This window comes from Petrotoga sp. DB-2 (assembly GCF_054051725.1).
The window spans coordinates 1-20518 of record NZ_JBSVZD010000018.1 but is presented as its reverse complement, the minus strand read 5'-3'; the positions used below and the strand labels follow the sequence as shown (position 1 = coordinate 20518).

Below are 20518 nucleotides of genomic sequence, written 5' to 3'. Positions count from 1 at the left end.
ACGATTTGTTTTCTTCCTTTTTATCCTACCTATGAGGAATGGAAACATATCCGGGAGGCATTTTTCTGTAATATTCTTCAAACTTTTTATCCTACCTATGAGGAATGGAAACGCTAGAATTTTCAAGTTTCTTGAAACTTCACCTATTTCCTTTTTATCCTACCTATGAGGAATGGAAACTTCCTTTTATGCCAAACCTGTCTTCTACTTCTTCACTTTTTATCCTACCTATGAGGAATGGAGGGGGTGGAGAGGAATGGAAACTTTGCAAATTTTTCAAACTTTTCAACATTTTTCAAAATATTTTTATCCTACCTATGAGGAATGGAAACATTTTTCCCTTGCCATGTTATTCACCCCTTGAATTTTCTTTTTATCCTACCTATGAGGAATGGAAACTATTCTTTCATTAAAGTCGCCTAACGGACTATCATCCTTTTTATCCTACCTATGAGGAATGGAAACATGTTATTTTTGTTCCAGCTGGTTGTACTGAATCTACTTTTTATCCTACCTATGAGGAATGGAAACAAAATACACTAGCACCAGATGCTACTCCAGAAGAATTTCTTTTTATCCTACCTATAAGGAATGGAAACGGCAATGCTGTGAGGCGATATTCATGATTGAAAATCTTTTTATCCTACCTATAAGGAATGGAAACTTTTGCTATTTGCAACATTCTTGCCCATTCTAAGTAACTTTTTATCCTACCTATAAGGAATGGAAACGTCGCTCCTCTCTTTGCTTTGCCTCTTTTTCAAGCTGCTTTTTATCCTACCTATAAGGAATGGAAACTAGTATTCCCCAGCTGTAGCTATAGACTCTTCTGCAACTTTTTATCCTACCTATAAGGAATGGAAACATAATCCACTCAGGCTTCAACATTTGAATTACAACAGCTTTTTATCCTACCTATGAGGAATGGAAGGGTGGGAGTGAGGAGTGGAAGGGGTAGAGAGGAATGGGAACAATACAATCTTCATCTTCCGGCAATTTCAAGTAATGTTCTTCCACCTTTTAAGCAAGCTTTGATAAATTGAAGGAAGGAAAGCAAAGCTAGCGAACGTAAGCACTTTTTTCTACTTCTTTTTGCTCTAAAGGATAGAAAATAGGGTAAGAGTTTGGACCTCGTTGTAGATCATTCTTAAGCTTCTACGAAGTATCCCCTAAATTTTTAATCACACTTTAATTAATGGTAAAATAGGAATGAAGCGGATATTGATGTCTCCCCTTTTGCTCTAAATAATGTAAAATGTAGATAAAGCAGAAACTACATTATACTAACTTGCTGAGGTTCTATACTGTGCAGTCCAGCCTTTTAGACAAGCTTTGATGAAGGGAAAGTAGGAAAGAAAATAATGCCTGCAAACATGAGGTTTTTTCTCTTTTCTTTACTTGGAAAAAGATTACAAATAGAGGGGAATAAGGGAAGCGATATTATCTCTCAGCTTCCAAGTAATGTTTCCTTCCTTCTAACCTTATTTTAATGAAAGTAGGAAAGAAAAGATAACCTGTAAATGTGAGGCTTTTTTCTTTCTTTTTTTTTCGAAAAGAAATGAAGAAGAGAAAGGAATGGAAGGTAAGGGGGGAATGAAACAAAATCATCGGCGATTGATCTTTTATCTCGTCGATTTTTTTATTCTAACAATAAGAAATAAAAACAGCTTTTAAAGCATCTTTCTTGTTTCTTCGCTTTTTTTCTCATCCTAAGAGCAAATCCACAATCAGATAAAGAAAAATATTTTAAGTATTACATTAGAAGAGCTAAAGTAGTTATTGATTTAGCTATCGAAGGCTAATGCAAATTAATGAATTTTTTTAGATTTTTAGGTGATATAATGGAGTTGAAAACAAATTATATAAATCATGGTAAATAGGAAGAAGGTTAGGAACATTTTTAATATTTCAATAGTTAAATAACTCACTAAGAAGGAGATCAGGATGATAATTGAAAGAGTTATAGAAGAAGCACAGCCTTATTTAGAAGGAATAAAGATCAAAGATGCTGTTATAGGAATTTCACTTATTGGTTTGGAACTGAGTAATAATCATGTCGGCGTAAGTTACGTTCTACGTGAGAATTTAAAGTCAGGTTGCTCTATTTTCCCGTATGCTCAAGATATTATTGGTAAAGATAGTTTAGAGATTGCCGAATGGGCTCTCACGGGTCAAGATGATCTGCAAAGGTCTATTGGAGTTGCTGTGTTGACAGCAGCTTCACGCTCCCTTCCTTTGGTTGATGTAGATACTTCTATTCACCCCTTTTCTATTGAAATTACTCCAGAGGATAATGTTTGCTCGATAGGCTATATTCCTCAAGTTGCTAATATGTTCAATGGAATGGTCAAAAATGTATTTGTTTTTGATCGTGGAGTTTCGCAAAAAGGTGGCGTTTTTGGTAAAGTCCTCCCTGAGGAGAAACAAAAGGACATACTTCCAAAATGTGAAATTGTTTTTTTAAGTGGGACAACTGTTATAAACCACAGCTTAGAGTATCTTTTAAGTTTATGCAAAAATGCCCGAGAGATAGTTTTAATTGGGGCATCGACCCCGATGTTTCCAAATGCGTTTGTTGGAACAGGGGTAAGTATTTTAGCAGGTTCTTGGTGGGATGAAAGGGAAAAAGACAAAATCTTTCGAAATATTTCACTCGCAGGGGGTATAAGCCAGATATCCAAATTTGCAATTAAAAAGAATGTAAGGGTATAAAAAAGCTTGTAAGAAAATAAATTTTTAGCAGAGAATGAGGTGGCTGAGATGGAACAATCTTTCGTTCATGTTTATACTGGCAACGGTAAAGGCAAAACAACAGCAGCTTTAGGGCTTTCTGTTAGAGCGGCACTTGCGGGCAAAAAAGTCTTTTTTGCACAGTTTATAAAAGGCATGGAGTACAGTGAGTTAGAAGTGAGCCAATATATTAAGAACATCGAAATTCGACAGTTTGGTAGAGACTGTTTTATATACAAAAAACCTACAGAAGAAGACATAGAGGCAGCCAGTAAGGGAATGGATGTTTGTGAGAAGGTTTTAAAAGATGTTGAATACGATTTGGTTGTGTTGGATGAGTTAAATATTGCTTTATACTACAAATTGATTCCGCTGGGTAGAGTTGTAAAAGCGATCAGAGAAAGGACTCCATCGATAGAGGTTGTAATAACTGGGAGATATGCCCCAGAAGAAATTATGGAAATTGCGGATCTGGTTACCGAGATGAAAGAGATTAAACATTATTACAACCAAGGTGTTCAAGCAAGAAAGGGTATAGAATTTTAAATAACAGTAAAAATTTAAATAAGCCAAGTTTCTTCGAAGGTCAATTATTTTTGGTATTCAAAATATAATTTCCTGTTTTATTTTATTAATATGCATAATAAAAAAATAATGGTATAATAATATTAACAATAATATTTTGGTTCAATTCAGACAACTTTAGAGTGTTAATCAAGCGAAGGATGCGAAAATTAATTTAAAGTTTCTAATTTTGTTCAATAAAAAAGGAGGAGATTTTTATTTCTAATTATCCAAATTTTCACACAGTGGCTATCGAGTATATGAATGATTCAAATTTAGTACATGAGGACCATCTTCACCCTGAAGTTATTTTGTGGGTGAACTTTAGTGAAGAATCTAAGAAAGAATTTTTGGAGAAGATAAAAGAACTTGATGAAGATTTAGCTCAGGATATCAACGATCACCTGTCACAATTCAAAGTTGAAGAAGAAGTCGTCCCCGTTAACTTACCATTAGATGTCGATAGTGAAGAAGAGTTCGACAATTTTCTGTACTTCTTAGGTGAGTTGGCAGAGATCGTTGATTTAAAAGCGTATTCAGTGATTACTGAGGTGTCACTAGCCGAAGAAGAGAGCGAGAAAGAAGATTCTGGGGATCTATACGATTTTCCGGCAATATTCAGCGAAGAAAAGGAAGGTAGCTGTTATTTAACGGTGTTCGATTGGGATTTAAAAGAAATGGAAGAGTATTCTGGTAAGTTTGAGAAAAACGAAAAAGAGATTGAAGGCCTGAGATTTCCTTTCTTTCAAAGCTAACACAATGGGAAAACCCTCTGGAACCAAAAAAGAAGGGTTTTATACTTGTTAAAATAAGAACGAAGTAGAGGGGGGATTAACTTTGATAAAAGCGATAAATTTAACAAAAAAATTTAAAGATTTCACTGCTGTTGATGGAATCAACTTAAACGTAAAAGCAGGTGAAATTTATGGTTTTCTTGGTCCCAACGGTGCAGGGAAAACTACAACGATAAGGATGCTCACAGGAACACTAAAACCAACCTCTGGTCAAATTTTCATCATGGATAAAGATTACAATAATTACGAATTGGAGATAAAAAGAGAAATAGGGGTTGTGCCTGACGAACCAAAAATGTATGAGAATCTCAAGGGCAGTGAATATATAGAGTTTGTAATGAACGTATACAAATTAAGTTCAGATGAAATTCATTCCCGATTTAACGAAATATGTGATGCCTTTGGGATAGATTACCTCAACGATTACATAGGTGATTATTCTCATGGTATGAAACAAAAATTAATGGTTGCTTCAGTTTTGATGAGAAAACCAAAGGTGATTTTTTTAGACGAGCCAACCGTAGGGTTGGATGCCAGAGCAGCGAGGATACTCAAAGAACTTTTACAAAAATACAAAAACGAAGGCTCTTCGATATTCTTTACGACGCATATACTTGAAATAGCAGAAAAGATGTGTGACAGAATAGGAATCATTGATCATGGTAGGATTCTTGCTGAAGGTAATTTGGAAGAGTTGAGATCTCTCTCTAAACTCGGAAATAAGAGCTTAGAAGATATTTTCTTGGAATTAACAGGGGGCAACGAAGTAAAAGAGATAATCGATGAACTCTAGTGGGGAGGTTCTAAGACAATGATGAACGAATTGAAATTGTTGTTAAAATACTCCTATAAAAACAAATCTCGACCGACAAAAAATAAAAAAGGAATAGAAAGAAGATCAGGTATGATCTCCAGCATAATGAGTTATCTGATAGTCCCAATAATTTTTTTAGCTGTTATCATTCCAACGATGCTTGCAGCTGCAGGTTCTTTTAATTTAAACATTCCGTTGAATCAAATAGGTTTGGATTCTAATTATACTTTGTTAGAACTAATGTTTGCACCTTCCTTTTTACTTGTAAGTGCCCTTTTTGTTTTACAATTTTCCCCGTTAATTGTAACTACGCTTTTTGATAACGATATGATGGACATCCTTTTGACCATGCCTATTAAAAGATCAACACTCTTTTTCTCTTCTACGATAGATAGTTTAATTATGTCTGGAGTAGGAAGTGGCGCTTTTTTATCAATCGTTGTCTCGTATATGATTTTGAAAGGCTCAAATGTTAATCTATCTATCTTGGGTATTATAGGGTTTTTTCTTTTTTTGATATCTATATCGATTGTAATAGGATTAATTATGTCTTTCTTTGTTGGTAAAACATCCGCAAAAAGAATTGCACAATTAACTTATTTCATAGGTATTATCTTTATGGTCTTAATTCCGCAATTTCTTCCAATGATGATGACCAACGATCCAGAAAACTTTGTGGAAGGCATGGGGAACTCCCTTAATATTTTTATGAACCCTCTTTGGCCACATGCTCAATTCATCAATGCTATTAACGGCGACATCTTTTCTCTTGTTTTCATCTACGCTGTTTCAATATTGTTCTTTTACTTGATATACAGATATGCGAACAAACTTGATTTTTCAACATCGAGAAAAAAATCAAAGGTTAAAAAAATTGAAAAGTTTAAAACCAAACGTCTTCCTCTTTTTGAAAAAGATAGAAAACTTCTTTTCAGAAATTCCCAATTGATCTTTATGATGATTTATCCGGTAGTATTGCCGTTCATATTCTTTTTCACAGGTATGCAAGATTTATCTTACATAGCTATGTTTTTTGTGTTGATAGCAGCAGACTACTCTGCCATGATTTCTGCGTATATGTTGACTGAAGAAATAAAAATCTGGCCCGTTCCAAAGTTATTTCCTTTCAAAACAAAAACTATGGTGAACTCAAAAATAATGATTTCTACAGGGCTTTATACAATTGAGTTTATAGCTCTTACAATAGTTTTCTCGATTCTTTTAAAATTTAATTTCTTTGATTTAGTATTAATAATTCCTACTGTCATATTATTGTACTATTCATCACTGTTAGGAACAAGAATCTTTCTCAGTGATCCCAAAAGAGATATATCCCAAATGAACAAGGTTTTCAAAGGGAAAGAAGTATTGGTTATAGAATTGATAACAATGGGGTACGCTGCGGCTATTTTTGGCTTGCTATTTTTTTATGACCTAATGCTTACCCAAGGGCCGTTATGGATCTTCAAAAATATCAGCATGCAGCTTACTTCTCTAATAATACTTGGAACAGTAGCGGTGCTATTGTTTTTAATTGTAAGGTCTATTGGAAAAGAACAAAGAAAGATAAACCAGTACATAGAAGCAATGGAATGACATTCCGTTGGTGGATCTAAAAATTGTATTGAATTTCTGTGATACTTTAATAAACCCTCTATGGAAATTGTAAGAGGGTTTTTCTTATTTTTTAGAATGTGTGCTATCATATAATTTAGTAGGGTTTTCCTATAACGCGTGAGAAGCAGTGATCGGAGAAGTTCTTCTTCCTTAAAAGTGGACTGCGGAACGATGGGAGTACTTCTTCCTTTTAATGGGTGGGGAGCGGGGCAAAGGGGCGCTATATTATAATGTTTTAGAGCTTCTTAAGAAAGTAATTATAAAAAAGGGGGAACAGCAATGGCAGAAAATAAACAATTGAAAGTTACTATTTTATACGATAACACAGTGTATGACAAAGATCTCCAAGCTAATTGGGGATTTTCTGCTTTGATTGAATTAGAAAAAGCACCTAAGATACTTTTCGATACCGGTGGAAGTGGAGATATTCTGTTAAATAACATGAAAAAGTTGGGAGTTGATCCATCTACAATAGACGAGGTTTTTGTATCTCACAACCACTATGATCATGTGGGCGGTTTGTCGGGTTTTCTTTCGGAAAATCCCAATGTAACGGTTTACGTTCCTCCATCTTTTAGGGGAGTGAAAAATGCAAAAGAAGTTATTACCATAAAAGGTCCAACCGAAATACATGAAGGCATTTATTCCACTGGAGAATTAGAAGGGATAGAACAATCTCTTTGTGTAAAAACTGAAAAAGGAATAATAGTAATAGCTGGATGCTCTCATCCAAAGATGGAAAATATATTAAAAACCGCCTCAACATTTGGAGATGTTTATGGAATAATTGGAGGGTTACATGGAACACCTGCAGAATCTTTGAAAGGTTTAAAACTAATTTGTGCAACACATTGTACCCAACACAAAGAAGATATTAAAAAGCTTTTTCCAGAAGCGTATATAGAAGGTGGCGCAGGAAAGGTTATTGAAATTTAAAAAATTTGAAAGAATTAATTAGTGTAAGAATTATGAGTGATTTCTGGATTTTTATCAAATTAGGTTTCCTTTATTTAAATAGTTACTAAATTTAGGAATTCCAAAGATTGTAAAAAAACGAAAATTGGAGGGATACAATTTTGAAAATAAGCATAATAGGAACGGGAAGAGTGGGTTCAAGTACCGCTTTTGCTTTAATAAATGCAGCAGTTGCTGACGAGATCGTTCTTTACGATCTCAACAAAGAAATGGCTGAAGGTGAAGCATTGGATTTATTACATGCTACAACTTTTCACAAAAGAATGACCATAAGGGCAGGGGAGTATAGCGATATAGGAGGAAGCGATATAGTAATAATTACAGCAGGAGCCGCACAAAAGCCTGGCGAAACAAGGTTAGATTTGACCATAAAAAATGCTAAAATAATAAAAGGTATTTCAGAGAACATAAAAAGATATGCTCCAAATGCTTTGATAATAAATATTACTAACCCTGTTGATGTTATGAGCTATGTGGTATGGAAAGTAACTGGTTTTGAATCTAATAGAGTAATTGGAACTGGAACTATACTGGACACTGCAAGATTAAGAGCCTTAATAGGGAAAAATTGTGGAGTTTCTCCAATGAGTGTTCACGCCTATATAATAGGGGAACATGGTGACTCAGAGTTAGCGGCTTGGAGTTCGGCAATGATTGGAGGTGTTCCAATTAAAGGTTTTTGCCGTAATTGCCCGTACAAAGATAATTGTAATAAAGATCTGAGTAAGATTTTTGAAGATGTAAAAAATTCTGCTTACAATATAATAAGCAAAAAAGGTGCAACCAATTATGGAATAGCTTCAGCAACAACTGCACTGGTAGAATCGATAATTAAGAATGAAGGTAGGGTATATACCCCTTCCGTGTTATTGGATGATATGTACATAGGATATCCGGCGGTTATAAACAAGGACGGAGTGGAACGAACTATCGATATAACTATGAATGATGAAGAAACTGAAAAGTTTGAAAGATCAAAAAATATAATCAAAGAGTATCTTGAATCAATCAAAAACTTGCTTTAAGGGGGAAAGCGACTATGAAAAAGTTTTTAAGTATATTTTTGTTGCTTATACTGTTTTCTATGACTCTCTATTCAATCGAATATGTAACCCTATCGTCAGAATTAACGGAAAACTTAAGTGGAAGGGTAAGTATTCCATTTTTTTACGGTACAAAGGATGCACCAAGTGCTTTTCTTTTAAATAGTTACTTAGCAAAAGATGTTGAAGACTTCTTAAGTGAATATCTCGATGAGTCTTATAGCTTTAGAAATAGTATAGAAGATTCTAAAGGACCTTACGTTGAAGTGATAATAGAATCAGAAGTTGGATTTGTTTCAGATAGTTTTGTCAGTTTTTATGCGGACTATTTTTCTTTTGTTTATCTACAAGCTCATCCAATGACTACAAGAGAAACTTACAATTACGATCTAACTCTAAGTAAATTCCTAAATCTCTACGATTTCTTAGATTTATATAGTGAAGACACAGGTGAATCTTTTCAAATAATCAAAGAAACCATAATCGAAGAAATAAATTCAGACCCTAAAATTTATTTTAATGTTGATGAAACTCTAGACACGATAGGGTATGATAGAGATTATTATATTACAAATGAAGATCTGGTAATAATCTACCAGCTCTATGAAATTGCTCCATATTCATCTGGTATAAGAGAGTTCAAAATACCTCTTAAAGAATTAGGCATAGAAATTCAATAAGAAATGTCGGCCAACTGTGGGTGGGGAACAGGCTAAAGGGATTAAAATTTCTTTTTCCTCACGGTTGGGCAGCGGGCTAAAGGGATTAAAATACTCTTTCCTTATGGGTGGGCTGCGGGGCGAAGGGGCGCTAAAGCAAGGTTTAGAACTTCTAAAAAACATTAACAAAAATAATTAATGGAGGGAAAACAACAACATGGATGTAATAGAAATAATCAAACAAAGAAGAAGCATCAGAAAGTTCAAGCAAGATCCCATCGATGATGAAATATTGAAAGAGTTAGTAGATTGTGCAAGGTTAGCCCCTTGCGCTTCAAATAAACAACCATTAGAGTTTATAGTTGTGAAAAATAAAGAAATTTGCAACAAAGTCTTTGAAAATTTAGGTTGGGCTAGCTACATATCCCCAAAAGGGACTCCTAAAGAAGGAGAAAAGCCAACTGCATATATTTTTATTTTAGTCAACAAACAAAGAGCCACGAAGTGGATTGGTCACGATATAGGAGCTGCCTTTGAAAATATCTTGTTAGCTGCATGGTCAAAAGGTATAGGTGGATGCCCAATCGTTACTATCAACAGGGAAAATGTAAGAGAAATCCTAAACGTCCCTGATGGCTATGAGATCGATACAGTAATTCCCTTAGGTTATAAAGGGCATGAGTCTTTTGCAGAGGATAACGATGAGACAGTTGAATATTATATGGATGAGAATGGCAACTTCCACGTTCCAAAACGGCCTCTTGAAAAGGTTATTCATTTTGATAAATTTTGATTATAATTATTTGTGAGGAACATAGGAGGATAACAAAATGGCTCAAAATAACCTTGATACTAAAACTTTAGAAAATTGGCTTTGGGAAGCAGCGTGTAAAATAAGAGGACCTATAGATGCTCCCAAATACAAGGATTATATCTTACCTTTAATATTTTTAAAAAGACTTTCTGACGTGTTCGAAGACGAATTGAACGAGTTGTCAGAAAAATTTGGTTCATTTGAAACAGCCGAAGATTTTATAAAAAGTGATCACCAATTAGTACGTTTTTATTTGCCACCAGAAGCGAGATGGTCTGAAGTTGCTAAAAAAACTACAAATGTCGGAGAATATTTAACTGACGCCGTAAGAACAATTGCAAGATACAATCCCAAACTTCAAGGTGTAATAGATATTGTGGATTTCAATGCAACTGCAGGTGGTCAAAGAATTATAAGTGATGATGTGTTGGTAGCATTAATTGATGTTTTAGGAAGACATCGCCTTGGTCTGAAAGATGTTGATCCAGATATTTTGGGTCGTGCATACGAATATTTGCTGAGAAAATTTGCCGAAGGTTCTGGGCAAAGTGCGGGTGAGTTTTACACTCCTGGTGAGGTAGCGATTTTGATGTCAAAGATCTTAGACCCAAAACCTGGAGACGAGGTCTATGATCCTTGTTGTGGATCTGGTGGTTTGCTGATTAAAGCTCATTTGAGATTTAAAAAAAAATACGGAAAAGACAGAACTAAAGAACCTCTTAAATTCTATGGGCAAGAAATCTTGCATTCAACGTATGCAATGGCAAAAATGAATATCTTTATACACGACATGGAAGCACAAATTGCCCTTGGCGATACAATGAATAGACCTGCGTTTACAACTTCTGAAGGACCGCTCAAGAAATTCGATTTAGTAACTGCAAATCCAATGTGGAATCAAACATTTTCACAATCTGTTTATGAAAACGATCCTTACAATAGATTCATTTTTGGATACCCTCCATCAAACAGCGCAGACTGGGGATGGATTCAGCATATGTTTGCTTCATTGAAAAATGATGGGAAGATGGCTTTAGTAATTGATACAGGTGCTGTATCAAGGGGTAGTGGAAATGTTGGGAAAAATAGAGAAAGAGATATAAGAAAAGAATTTGTTGAAAAAGATCTTGTGGAATCCGTTTTATTACTTCCAGAGAATTTGTTCTATAACACTTCAGCACCAGGGGTTATCATAGTGATTAATAAGTCAAAACCAGCACAAAGGCAAGACCAGATACTTCTCATAAACGCATCAAAGCTCTATGAAAAAGGAAGACCTAAGAACTTCTTGCCTGATGAGAGTGTTGAAAGGATAGCAGAGATCTATCTCAACTGGAAAGAAGAAGAGGGAATAAGTAAAATAATTTCCAAAGAAGAAGTCGCGAAAAATGATTATAATTTAAGCCCCTCCCGTTATGTTGCTCAAAATGATGAAGACGAAACACTGCCTTTGGAGGACGCTGTTGTACAATTAAAAGAGGCAGAAGAAGAGAGAAAAGAAGCCGATGAAAAATTAGAGATTATTTTAAAAGAGATGGGACTATGGAACTAGATCTTAACCAGAAAGAAGAATACAAAGAGACAGAACTAGGTTTGTTGCCAAATGATTGGGAAGTTGTAAGGTTGGGGGATGTTGTTAATTTTGAAACTGGTAAGAGAATGAAAGGCGGGGCATTAAAATCTGGCCATGTTTTGAGCCTTGGAGGAGAGCATATAGGTGATTTTGGCTTGATTAATTTATCTGAACAAAAATTTATCTCAAAGCAATTTTACGATGAATTGAAAAAAGGAAAATTAAACACAGGAGATGTTATCATTTGCAAAGATGGCGCAAAAACTGGCAAAGCTGCATACATTTCACAGATGCCTGCGCAATATGCGGCTGTAAACGAGCATATATTTATTATTAGAAGCAGAAATTCAAGTCAATTAATTAATCAATTTATATTTTTCTTTATTTTCTCAAGCATCGGTCAAAAACAGGTAAGAAAGGCATATCATGGTTTAATTGGTGGTATTACTAATACTGATATTTCTAATTTCAAAATCCCTCTCCCTCCGCTCTCAGAACAAAAAAAGATTGCCTATGTCCTCTCTACAGTGCAAGAAGCAAAAGAGAAGACGGAGAATGTTATAAAAGCAATGAAAGAACTCAAAAAGTCCATAATGAAGCACCTGTTTACTTATGGGCCTGTAAGTTTGGAAGAAGCTGAAAAGATAACACTCAAAGAAACTGAAATTGGTTTGATTCCTGAAGAGTGGGAGGTTGTGAAGCTGGGGAATGTGGGAAATATAATCACTGGAAATACACCATCTAAAAAAATTAAAGAATATTGGGATAACGGTAAGCTTGATTTTATTAAACCCCCAGACTTACAAAATAGAGTAATTTCAACATTTTCTGAAAAAATTTCAAATAAAGCGATTGAAAAAGCGAGAATTGTTAAAGAAGGTTCTATTTTAGTTTCTTGCATAGGTGCTATTGGAAGAGTTGGTTTTGCATCTCACAGAGTTGCGTTTAACCAACAAATAAACGCAATAGAGCCAAATAATAATATAAATAAGTGGTTTTTATTCTATGTACTACAAACACAACAAAAGCAGATAGAAAATTTAGCATCATTTACAACAGTTCCTATTGTTAGTAAAGGAAAATTTGTAGATGTTAAAATTCCCCTCCCTCCACTCTCTGAACAAAAAAAGATCGCTTCAATTCTTTCAGCGATCGACCGAAAAATCGAGGCGGAAGAAAACAAGAAAAAAGCCCTTGAAGATCTCTTTAAATCGCTTTTACATAATCTTATGACTGCAAAAATAAGAGTGAATCATTTGGAGAAGATTTTAGATTAATAAAAAGAATTTTTAGCTTACTTTTGCCAAAAGCAAAGAGAAAATATTAGTAACTTTATTAAAGAAAAATGTGAAAAAGTGGTGGTGTAGCTATGGGCTTGGGAGATGAAAAATATTCTGCTCAGGATCCAATTATAAAATACGTACAAGAAGATTCTGCTGAATATGGATTATCAGAGGGAAGCAAGGTTTTTCTGAACCTTGGGTGGGAATATGTCAAACCTGATGAAGCCTTGAGGTTAAAAGGCGGAGAAAAAGGCTTAATATTCAAAGATGTATTTATCAAGCAACTTCAAAAACTTAATCCTGGGTTTATGGACCATCTTTTAGCAGAAGAAGTATTAAAAGATCTTGAAAGAATTCCTCCCAATATTCAAGGTAATTTAATCGTTTGGGAATATTTAAAAGGACTTAAGACCAAATTTGTGTCCAATGAAAAAAGAGAAAGAAATGTAACGTTTTTAGATACCTATGAAATAGATAGAAACATATTCCAAGTTACCGATGAATTTACATTTACAAATGGAAGCGAAACAATAAGGGCAGATGTGGTGTTTCTTATTAATGGAGTCCCGCTTATTCTCGTAGAGACGAAAGCACCTCATAGAATTGATCCGCTTAATGAAGCCTATAAGCAAGTAAAAAGGTATCATCAGCAAGCGCCAGAACTTTTGGCTATTTTACAAATCTTTGGTTTAATAGATGTGATTCGTTTTTATTATGGTGCAACTTGGAATCTTTCAGGAGGATCACTCTTCGAATGGAAAGACGAATTAGATCACGGTTATGAAACTTTAATTAAAACTTTTTTTGATAGAAAAAGGGTAATAAAGATACTTACTGATTTTATTCTTTTTACAAAGCAAGATGAAGAGCTTAAAAAAGTTGTTTTAAGGCATCATCAAATGAAAGCCGTTGATAAGATAATTGAAAGGGCTAAAGATCCTTCAAAACAACGTGGGTTAATTTGGCATACTCAAGGTTCTGGTAAAACTTACACTATGATTGTAACGGCAAAAAAAATAATAGAAGATCCCTTTTTTGAAAATCCGACAGTAATTATGCTTGTTGATAGAAACGAACTTGAATCACAGTTGTTCAGTAATCTGAAATCCGTTGGCATTGAAAATGTAGAGGTTGTAGAAAGTAAAAAACATCTAAGGCAGCTTCTTAAAACCGATAAAAGAGGTTTAATTGTTAGTATGATTCATAAGTTTGACAATATTCCTGCTGATTTGAATCTACGAGAAAATATTTTTGTTTTAGTAGATGAAGCTCATAGGAGTACAGGCGGGAAGCTTGGTACCTTTTTAGAAGGAGCTTTACCAAATGCAAGGTATATAGGCTTTACTGGTACTCCCATAGATAAGACAAATTATGGGAAAGGTACGTTTGTTACATTTGGTAAAGATGATCCCCCTAAAGGATACCTTGATAAATACAGCATATCAGAATCGATTAAAGATGGCACTACCGTTCCATTGTACTATACGTTTGCACCAAATAAAATGATGGTTGAAAAAGATGTTCTTGAGAAAGAATTTCTAGCACTTGCAGAGACTCAAGGAGTTAGCGATGTAGAAGATCTTAACAAGGTTTTAGAAAAAGCGGTAAGACTTAAAAATATGCTAAAAAACAACGATAGAGTTCAGTTGATATCAAAATTCGTGGCAAAGCATTTTAAAGAGTATATCGAACCAATGGGTTTCAAAGCTTTTCTTGTTGCTGTTGATAGAGAAGCATGTGCATTATACAAGGAAGAATTAGATAAACACCTGCCTCCTGAGTACTCTAAAGTTGTATATAGTCAGAGTCAAAACGATCCCCCACAAATGACGAAGTATTATTTATCTGAAATTGAAGAGAAAAAAGTTCGAGAGAACTTTAAAAAGCCTGGAGAACTACCAAAAATTTTAATTGTAACCGAAAAATTATTGACTGGGTTTGATGCACCGATTCTTTATTGTATGTATTTAGATAAGCCGATGAGAGATCACGTTCTTTTACAGGCTATAGCCAGAATCAATAGACCGTACAAGAAGGATGAAAAAAATAAGAAGAACGGACTTGTTGTCGATTTTGTGGGTATTTTTAATAATTTAGAAAAGGCACTTGCTTTTGATTCTGAAGATATAGAAGGGGTAATCGAAGATATTGAACTTTTAAAGGAAGATTTTGCTGAACAAATGGAAATCGGCAAAAAGAAATATCTTTCTATCGTTGCCAAAAAAGATAGGGACAAATCTGTAGATGCTGTCTTAGAGTATTTTAGGGATGAAGAAAAACGTAATGAATTTTTTGTGTATTATAAGAAGCTGTCCGGTTTGTATGAAATATTATCCCCCGACAAATTTTTAAAGAAATACCTACAAGATTATGATACCCTTTCAAGGATGTATAAGATTTTAAAAAATGCATATGAAAAAGGTGTAACTGTCGATGAGGAATTCACAGAGAAAACGAAGAAATTAATTCAAAAGTACACAAAAAATAGTAAAATTAAAGATACATTGGAAGTTTTTGTGATAGACGAGTATACTTTAAAAAAGATAGAAGAAAGTAATGCTTCAGATGTTGAAAAGGTTTTTAATTTATACAAGAGTATTGAAAAGACGGTTGAAGAAGAAAGCAAAGAATATCCAATTCTCATTACAATTGGAGAAAAAGCGGAGAATTTAATTACCCTTTACAAAAGTGCCCAAAAGAATACAGAAGAAACTTTAAATGGTCTAAAGAACTTGGTACAGGAAGTAAACGACAAGAAGAAGGCTCAAAAAGAAAGTGGAAAATCAGCAGCATTCTTTACACTCAAAGAATTGTTGAAAGCTGAATTGATCAATGATGCCGAGGATATTGCTGAAGAGTTCGAGAAAAAAAAGGAAACTTATCCTCTTTGGGATAAAGACGAAGATCAGGAAAGAGAAATGAGACGTGAATTTTACGGTTTATTAAGGCCGAAGGGTCTCAAAGGCGAAAGAATAAAACAGTTATTCGAAAAATATCTCTACATACTAAAAGGTAGGGATGTAAATGATTGACCCAGTTGATTTTAAAGCCGAAGTTTGGAATTTAGCAAAAGATATTAGGGTTCAACCAAAAGAAATTCATATTCGTGATATGAGTAGAAAATGGGGTAGTTGCTCTTCAAGAGGTAGGTTAACCTTTGATAAAAAACTTTTAAATGAACCAAAAAGTTTTAGATTTGAGGTAATTATTCATGAGCTATTGCATTTGAGATACCCTAAACATGGAAAAATGTTCGATGCTTTAGTGCAAGAATATCTTAATAGAAACATAGAAAAAAATTAAAAAGGGGTGGAAGTTTTGTTCAAAATATCCGAGAAAAAGAAGTTAGCACAGGACGTTTACAGCGTTTGGGTTGAAGCACCAAAGATAGCAGCACATGCACAACCTGGTCAGTTTGTTATAGTTATAGCAGAAGAAGAAGGAGAAAGAATTCCTCTAACTATAGTGGATAAAACTGAAGATAAGATAAGACTCATATTTCAGGTGGTTGGTAAAAGTACGAAGAAAATGGCAACTTTTGAAAATGGAGATTCCTTTGCCCATGTTGTAGGACCTTTGGGTAACCCTTCAGAAATCGATTATTATGGGACGGTATTATTGATTGGTGGAGGTATTGGTGTTGCCCCAATTTTACCTATTTTAAAAGCATTGAAAGAAAAAGGCAACAGGGTAATATCAATTATGGGAGCAAGAACCGCGGATCTTTTAATTTTAGAAGATGAGTTTTCACAGCTTTCTGATAAGTTAATAGTAACAACAGATGATGGATCAAAAGGTATGAAAGGTTTGGTTACTGATGGTATGAAAAAAGTAGTTTCAGATGGAGAAAAAATAGATAAGGCTTGGGCTATTGGACCAGTTATAATGATGAAGTTTGCTACAAAGACGGCTCAAGAACTTGGTTTCCCAATAATAGTGTCTTTGAACCCAATTATGGTAGATGGAACAGGAATGTGTGGTGGGTGTAGGGTAACAGTTGGAGATAGCGTTAAATTTGCCTGTGTGGATGGTCCTGAATTTGAAGGTGAGCTCGTTGAATGGGATGAATTGTTAAAGAGACTAGGGCAGTACAAAGTCGAGGAAAAGGAGTCTTTAGAAGAAAAAAAGAAAAAACGTCCAAAAAAGATTTTGAGGAATAAAGTTCCTGTGAAAAAACAACCTCCCGAAGAGAGAAAGCACAACTTTCAAGAGGTTGCATATGGTTATTGTTTAGAAGAGGCTATGATGGAAGCCGATAGATGCCTACAATGTCCTGATAGTGCATATAATTGTATAACCGGATGTCCTGTTGGTGTGGATATAAGAGGTTTTATAAGAGAGTTGAGAGAAGGTAATCTTGCCAAATCTGCAGAAATACTGAAGAGTTACAACAATTTACCGTCTATTTGTGGAAGGGTTTGTCCGCAGGAGAATCAGTGTGAAGGTGCATGTACCTTAGGTAAATCAGGTGCTTTTGAACCAGTTGCCATAGGTAGATTAGAAAGGTTTGTGGCGGATTGGGAAAGAGTTCAAAGAAAAAGTGAAAAGAATGATATCCAAGTGTCTAAAAACAATATCAAAGGGAAGGTTGCTGTTGTAGGTGCAGGACCTTCGGGACTAACGGTGGCAGCAGATTTGGCAAAGATGGGATATTACGTAAAAATTTTTGAAGCCTTACACAAACCAGGAGGAGTTCTGACTTATGGTATCCCTGAGTTTAGGCTTCCAAAAGAGATAGTTTTTGAAGAAGTCGAATATGTTAAATCATTAGGAGTGGAAATTGAGACGGATGTTGTTGTAGGAAAGACAATTACAATAGATGAAATGAGAGAAGAGTTCGACGCTATATTTATAGGAACAGGTGCGGGAACCCCCAGATTCTTGAATATCCCAGGAGAAAATTTGAATGGGGTTTACTCCTCAAGTGAATTCTTAACAAGGGTGAATTTGATGAAAGCCTATGAGTTCCCTTTGGTTGATACTCCCGTTAAGGTAGGCAAACATGTGGTAGTTGTTGGTGCAGGCAACGTCGCGATGGATGCTTCAAGATCGGCGTTAAGGCTTGGTGCCGAAACCGTAACAGTGGTGTATAGAAGATCGGAGGAAGAGATGCCAGCAAGAAAAGAAGAATATGAAAACGCCGTTGAAGAGGGAATCAATTTTATGTGGCTGACTAATCCAATAGAGTGTAAAGGAAACGAAAAGGGAGAATTGACAAGTGTTGTCTGTCAAAAGATGAAATTGGGAGAACCCGATTCTTCTGGTAGAAGAAGACCAATCCCCATTGAAAATAGTTATGTTGAAATACCCGCAGATCTTTTTATAGTTGCTATAGGTCAAGAGTCAAACAAGGTATTACTCAACGCATTTCCTGAATTGAAACTGAATAAATGGGGTTATATAGAGGCAGATCCCGTTACCGGTGCTACTTCTGTTGAAGGAGTTTGGGCAGGTGGAGATATAGTTACAGGTGCAGCAACCGTTATCGAGGCAATGGGTGCAGGTAAAAGAGCTGCTAAGGCAATAGATGAATATATTTCATCGAAGGTAGGAAAATTTTGATGGATTTTGAGGAAGAAAATAGAATGATGGTTGAGTATCAGTTAAAAAGAAGAGGCATAAGCGATGAAAAAGTTCTAAATGCTTTTTTGAAGGTTAAAAGACATTTGTTTGTTCCAAAAAATCTTGAGAGGTCTGCATATGATGATTGCCCTTTGCCTATTGGCGAAGGGCAAACTATTTCTCAGCCTTATATAATCGGCTTAATGCTTCAATTATTAGAGTTAAAAGAAAACGACGTAGTTTTAGAAATAGGTACGGGCTCTGGTTATCAAACGGTTTTACTGGCAGAGATAGCACGTTTTGTTTATACGATAGAACGGAATGAAATATTAGCTCAAAGAGCAAAAAGTAAATTTGAAGAATTAGGATATAAAAACATTGTTTTAGAGGTTGGGGATGGAACAAAAGGGTGGACAAAAGAAAAGGTTGAGTTTGACGGAATCATAGTTTCAGCGGCAGCTCCAAAAGTTCCTGATCCTTTGTTTTCTCAACTAAAAGTTGGTGGAAGAATGGTAATTCCAATTGGCTCTAGAACCTTTCAACGTTTACATAAAATAACTAAGTTAGAGGATGGAAATATGAAGGTTGAATACTCTGATGGTTGTATGTTCGTGCCTTTAATAGGTGAATATGGTTGGTGAGAGTGTTTGTTAAATCGGGTAGGAGGTAGATAATTAATTTATCTACCGTTCTCCCACACCACCGTACGTACCGTTCGGTATACGGCGGTTCAACAGAATTCATGCTTTAGGTTATACGTTTCCAGGATCGAAGTTAACCCCATTTTCTTAAGGTGTTTATTAGTTAGTGTTCTTGAAAGTATGGGGCTGTTGGAGATTCTCCAATAGCCTTTCCTTGTATTTGCATATTCCCATGCTTTGTAGATGTTTAGCCCTAATTTGACTAAGTTTTTATACCTTGTTTTGATTTTCTTCCATTCCTTCCAGATACACATCCTAATTCTCCTTCTAAGCCATCCATCAAGATTTTCCGCTATCGATTTCATGTTTGCTATTCCATAGTAGTTTGTCCATCCTGTTATTATTTGTTTTATCCTTGACAGCCTGTATGCCATGCTTCTTCCTCTGCTTCTCTTCGTTTCTCCTTTTAACTTCTTTCTGAATTCTTTGATGGATTTTCCATGGACTCTAATTTCGTACTTCTCTTCTTTCACGTAGAAGGAGAACCCTAAGTATTTGAGGTCCCAAGGTCTGACTACTTTGCTTTTCTTGCTATTCACTTTTAGCTTTAATTTCTTCTCTATGTATTTTGTTATACTTTCCATCACCCTATATGCGGATTTCTCGCTTTTCACGTATATGTTGCAATCGTCTGCATACCTGCAAAACTTGTGTCCCCTTTTCGTTAGTTCTACGTCAAGTTCGTGGAGCATTATGTTGCTTAGTAATGGGGATAGCGGTCCTCCTTGTGGAGTCCCTTCTTCTGTTTCTATTACTACCCCATTTACCATTACCCCACTCTTGAGGTATTTCCTTATCAGGGATATCACTCTGCCATCTTTTACGTCTTTTGATATTATTCTCATCAGTTTGTCATGGTTGACTGTGTCAAAGTAGCGTTCTAAGTCTATGTCCACTACCCATGTGTGCCCTTCGTTTAGGTATTCTTTGCTTTTTCGTATGGCTTGTTTTGCATCCCGTAATGGCCTGAATCCATAACTGTTATCTACAAATTTCTTTTCGTAAATCGGTGTCAACACCTGGGCTATGGATTGCTGGATTACTCTGTCAATTGCTGTTGGTATGCCTAGTAGTCTTTTCCCTCCATCCGGTTTCGGTATTTCTTTCCTCCTTACCGGGTTCGGGGTGTACCTTCCCTCAAGGAGCTCTTGTCTTAATTCTTCTCCATGTTGTTTGAGATATCCAAAGAGTTCTTCTACTTTCATCCCGTCTATTCCGGGGGCTCCTTTATTGGCCTTTACCTTCTTGTATGCTTTATTCATATTATCCTTGGATAATATCTTTTCAAGCATCCCTTCACTGCATCCCTTATCATCGTTTCTTCCTCCTTCAGACGTAGAAGTTATACTAGGCGCTTCTACATTATTTTCAGGCTCTCCCTTATCTTCA

At 35.3% G+C, this 20518-nt stretch carries 16 protein-coding genes and 1 CRISPR repeat array (1 of these 17 cut by a window edge); of the genes, 15 read left to right on the top strand and 1 reads right to left on the bottom strand.

Going from position 1 to position 20518, the window contains the following annotated elements; genetic code table 11:
- Positions 1 to 932: direct repeats of the CRISPR family, unit length 30 nt; unit sequence CTTTTTATCCTACCTATGAGGAATGGAAAC; it reaches 1382 nt to the left of the window's first position.
- 1012 nt (positions 933 to 1944) lie between these two features.
- From ACW9JY_RS07020 to ACW9JY_RS06950, 15 genes are all read left to right on the top strand, one after another.
- The gene (locus tag ACW9JY_RS07020) at positions 1945 to 2712 is read left to right on the top strand and encodes a Rossmann-like domain-containing protein (RefSeq protein WP_457283837.1); all 768 of its coding nucleotides are present in this window, start codon (positions 1945 to 1947) and stop codon (positions 2710 to 2712) included.
- 48 nt (positions 2713 to 2760) lie between these two features.
- Positions 2761 to 3276 carry a cob(I)yrinic acid a,c-diamide adenosyltransferase gene (gene cobO, locus ACW9JY_RS07015; RefSeq protein ID WP_457283836.1) on the top strand — a complete coding sequence of 172 codons (516 nt, stop codon included), beginning with the start codon at positions 2761 to 2763 and terminating at the stop codon, positions 3274 to 3276.
- Positions 3277 to 3539: 263 nt separating this feature from the next.
- Positions 3540 to 4049, top strand: a complete 510-nt coding sequence (locus ACW9JY_RS07010; RefSeq protein ID WP_457283835.1) for a hypothetical protein — start codon at positions 3540 to 3542, stop codon at positions 4047 to 4049.
- An 82-nt stretch (positions 4050 to 4131) separates the two neighbouring features.
- Positions 4132 to 4881, top strand: coding sequence for an ABC transporter ATP-binding protein (locus tag ACW9JY_RS07005; protein ID WP_457283834.1), 750 nt, complete (start codon positions 4132 to 4134; stop codon positions 4879 to 4881).
- 18 nt (positions 4882 to 4899) lie between these two features.
- A complete protein-coding gene (locus tag ACW9JY_RS07000) occupies positions 4900 to 6498 on the top strand; it encodes a hypothetical protein (RefSeq protein WP_457283833.1) in 1599 nt (532 codons plus the stop codon).
- A gap of 300 nt (positions 6499 to 6798) precedes the next feature.
- Entirely contained in the window at positions 6799 to 7455 is a 657-nt protein-coding gene (locus tag ACW9JY_RS06995) for an MBL fold metallo-hydrolase (protein WP_457283832.1), read from the top strand.
- A 140-nt stretch (positions 7456 to 7595) separates the two neighbouring features.
- Positions 7596 to 8519, top strand: a complete 924-nt coding sequence (locus ACW9JY_RS06990) for an L-lactate dehydrogenase (protein ID WP_457283831.1) — start codon at positions 7596 to 7598, stop codon at positions 8517 to 8519.
- 14 nt (positions 8520 to 8533) lie between these two features.
- Positions 8534 to 9217 (top strand): RsiV family protein, encoded by a 684-nt coding sequence (locus ACW9JY_RS06985; protein WP_457283830.1) that lies wholly within the window; start codon positions 8534 to 8536, stop codon positions 9215 to 9217.
- Positions 9218 to 9413: 196 nt separating this feature from the next.
- Positions 9414 to 9989, top strand: a complete 576-nt coding sequence (locus ACW9JY_RS06980; protein ID WP_457283829.1) for a nitroreductase family protein — start codon at positions 9414 to 9416, stop codon at positions 9987 to 9989.
- Positions 9990 to 10026: 37 nt separating this feature from the next.
- Entirely contained in the window at positions 10027 to 11562 is a 1536-nt protein-coding gene (locus tag ACW9JY_RS06975; protein ID WP_457283828.1) for an N-6 DNA methylase, read from the top strand.
- Positions 11553 to 12860: a restriction endonuclease subunit S gene (locus ACW9JY_RS06970; RefSeq protein WP_457283827.1), complete on the top strand. Its 1308-nt coding sequence runs from the start codon at positions 11553 to 11555 to the stop codon at positions 12858 to 12860. The genes ACW9JY_RS06975 and ACW9JY_RS06970 overlap by 10 nt, the downstream gene beginning before the upstream one ends.
- A gap of 92 nt (positions 12861 to 12952) precedes the next feature.
- Positions 12953 to 15898: a type I restriction endonuclease subunit R gene (locus ACW9JY_RS06965; protein ID WP_457283826.1), complete on the top strand. Its 2946-nt coding sequence runs from the start codon at positions 12953 to 12955 to the stop codon at positions 15896 to 15898.
- Complete coding sequence (locus ACW9JY_RS06960; protein WP_457283825.1) at positions 15891 to 16169, top strand: M48 metallopeptidase family protein; 279 nt, start codon at positions 15891 to 15893, stop codon at positions 16167 to 16169. The genes ACW9JY_RS06965 and ACW9JY_RS06960 overlap by 8 nt, the downstream gene beginning before the upstream one ends.
- Before the next feature lie 15 nt (positions 16170 to 16184).
- Positions 16185 to 18428, top strand: coding sequence for a bifunctional dihydroorotate dehydrogenase B NAD binding subunit/NADPH-dependent glutamate synthase (locus ACW9JY_RS06955; RefSeq protein WP_457283824.1), 2244 nt, complete (start codon positions 16185 to 16187; stop codon positions 18426 to 18428).
- Positions 18428 to 19069, top strand: a complete 642-nt coding sequence (locus ACW9JY_RS06950) for a protein-L-isoaspartate(D-aspartate) O-methyltransferase (protein ID WP_457283823.1) — start codon at positions 18428 to 18430, stop codon at positions 19067 to 19069. The genes ACW9JY_RS06955 and ACW9JY_RS06950 overlap by 1 nt, the downstream gene beginning before the upstream one ends.
- Before the next feature lie 89 nt (positions 19070 to 19158).
- Here the strand turns inward: ACW9JY_RS06950 and ltrA are convergent.
- Positions 19159 to 20518: group II intron reverse transcriptase/maturase (gene ltrA / locus ACW9JY_RS06945; protein WP_457283822.1), on the bottom strand; the 1360-nt coding region annotated here is incomplete at its 5' end.

Bases quoted from the DNA above. Each gene is read 5' to 3' on its own strand.
- ACW9JY_RS07020 (WP_457283837.1), top strand. From the start codon at position 1,945: ATGATAATTGAAAGAGTTATAGAAGAAGCACAGCCTTATTTAGAAGGA.
- cobO (WP_457283836.1), top strand. From the start codon at position 2,761: ATGGAACAATCTTTCGTTCATGTTTATACTGGCAACGGTAAAGGCAAA.
- ACW9JY_RS07000 (WP_457283833.1), top strand. From the start codon at position 4,900: ATGATGAACGAATTGAAATTGTTGTTAAAATACTCCTATAAAAACAAA.
- ACW9JY_RS06995 (WP_457283832.1), top strand. From the start codon at position 6,799: ATGGCAGAAAATAAACAATTGAAAGTTACTATTTTATACGATAACACA.
- ACW9JY_RS06985 (WP_457283830.1), top strand. From the start codon at position 8,534: ATGAAAAAGTTTTTAAGTATATTTTTGTTGCTTATACTGTTTTCTATG.
- ACW9JY_RS06980 (WP_457283829.1), top strand. From the start codon at position 9,414: ATGGATGTAATAGAAATAATCAAACAAAGAAGAAGCATCAGAAAGTTC.
- ACW9JY_RS06975 (WP_457283828.1), top strand. From the start codon at position 10,027: ATGGCTCAAAATAACCTTGATACTAAAACTTTAGAAAATTGGCTTTGG.
- ACW9JY_RS06970 (WP_457283827.1), top strand. From the start codon at position 11,553: ATGGAACTAGATCTTAACCAGAAAGAAGAATACAAAGAGACAGAACTA.
- ACW9JY_RS06965 (WP_457283826.1), top strand. From the start codon at position 12,953: ATGGGCTTGGGAGATGAAAAATATTCTGCTCAGGATCCAATTATAAAA.
- ACW9JY_RS06960 (WP_457283825.1), top strand. From the start codon at position 15,891: ATGATTGACCCAGTTGATTTTAAAGCCGAAGTTTGGAATTTAGCAAAA.
- ACW9JY_RS06950 (WP_457283823.1), top strand. From the start codon at position 18,428: ATGGATTTTGAGGAAGAAAATAGAATGATGGTTGAGTATCAGTTAAAA.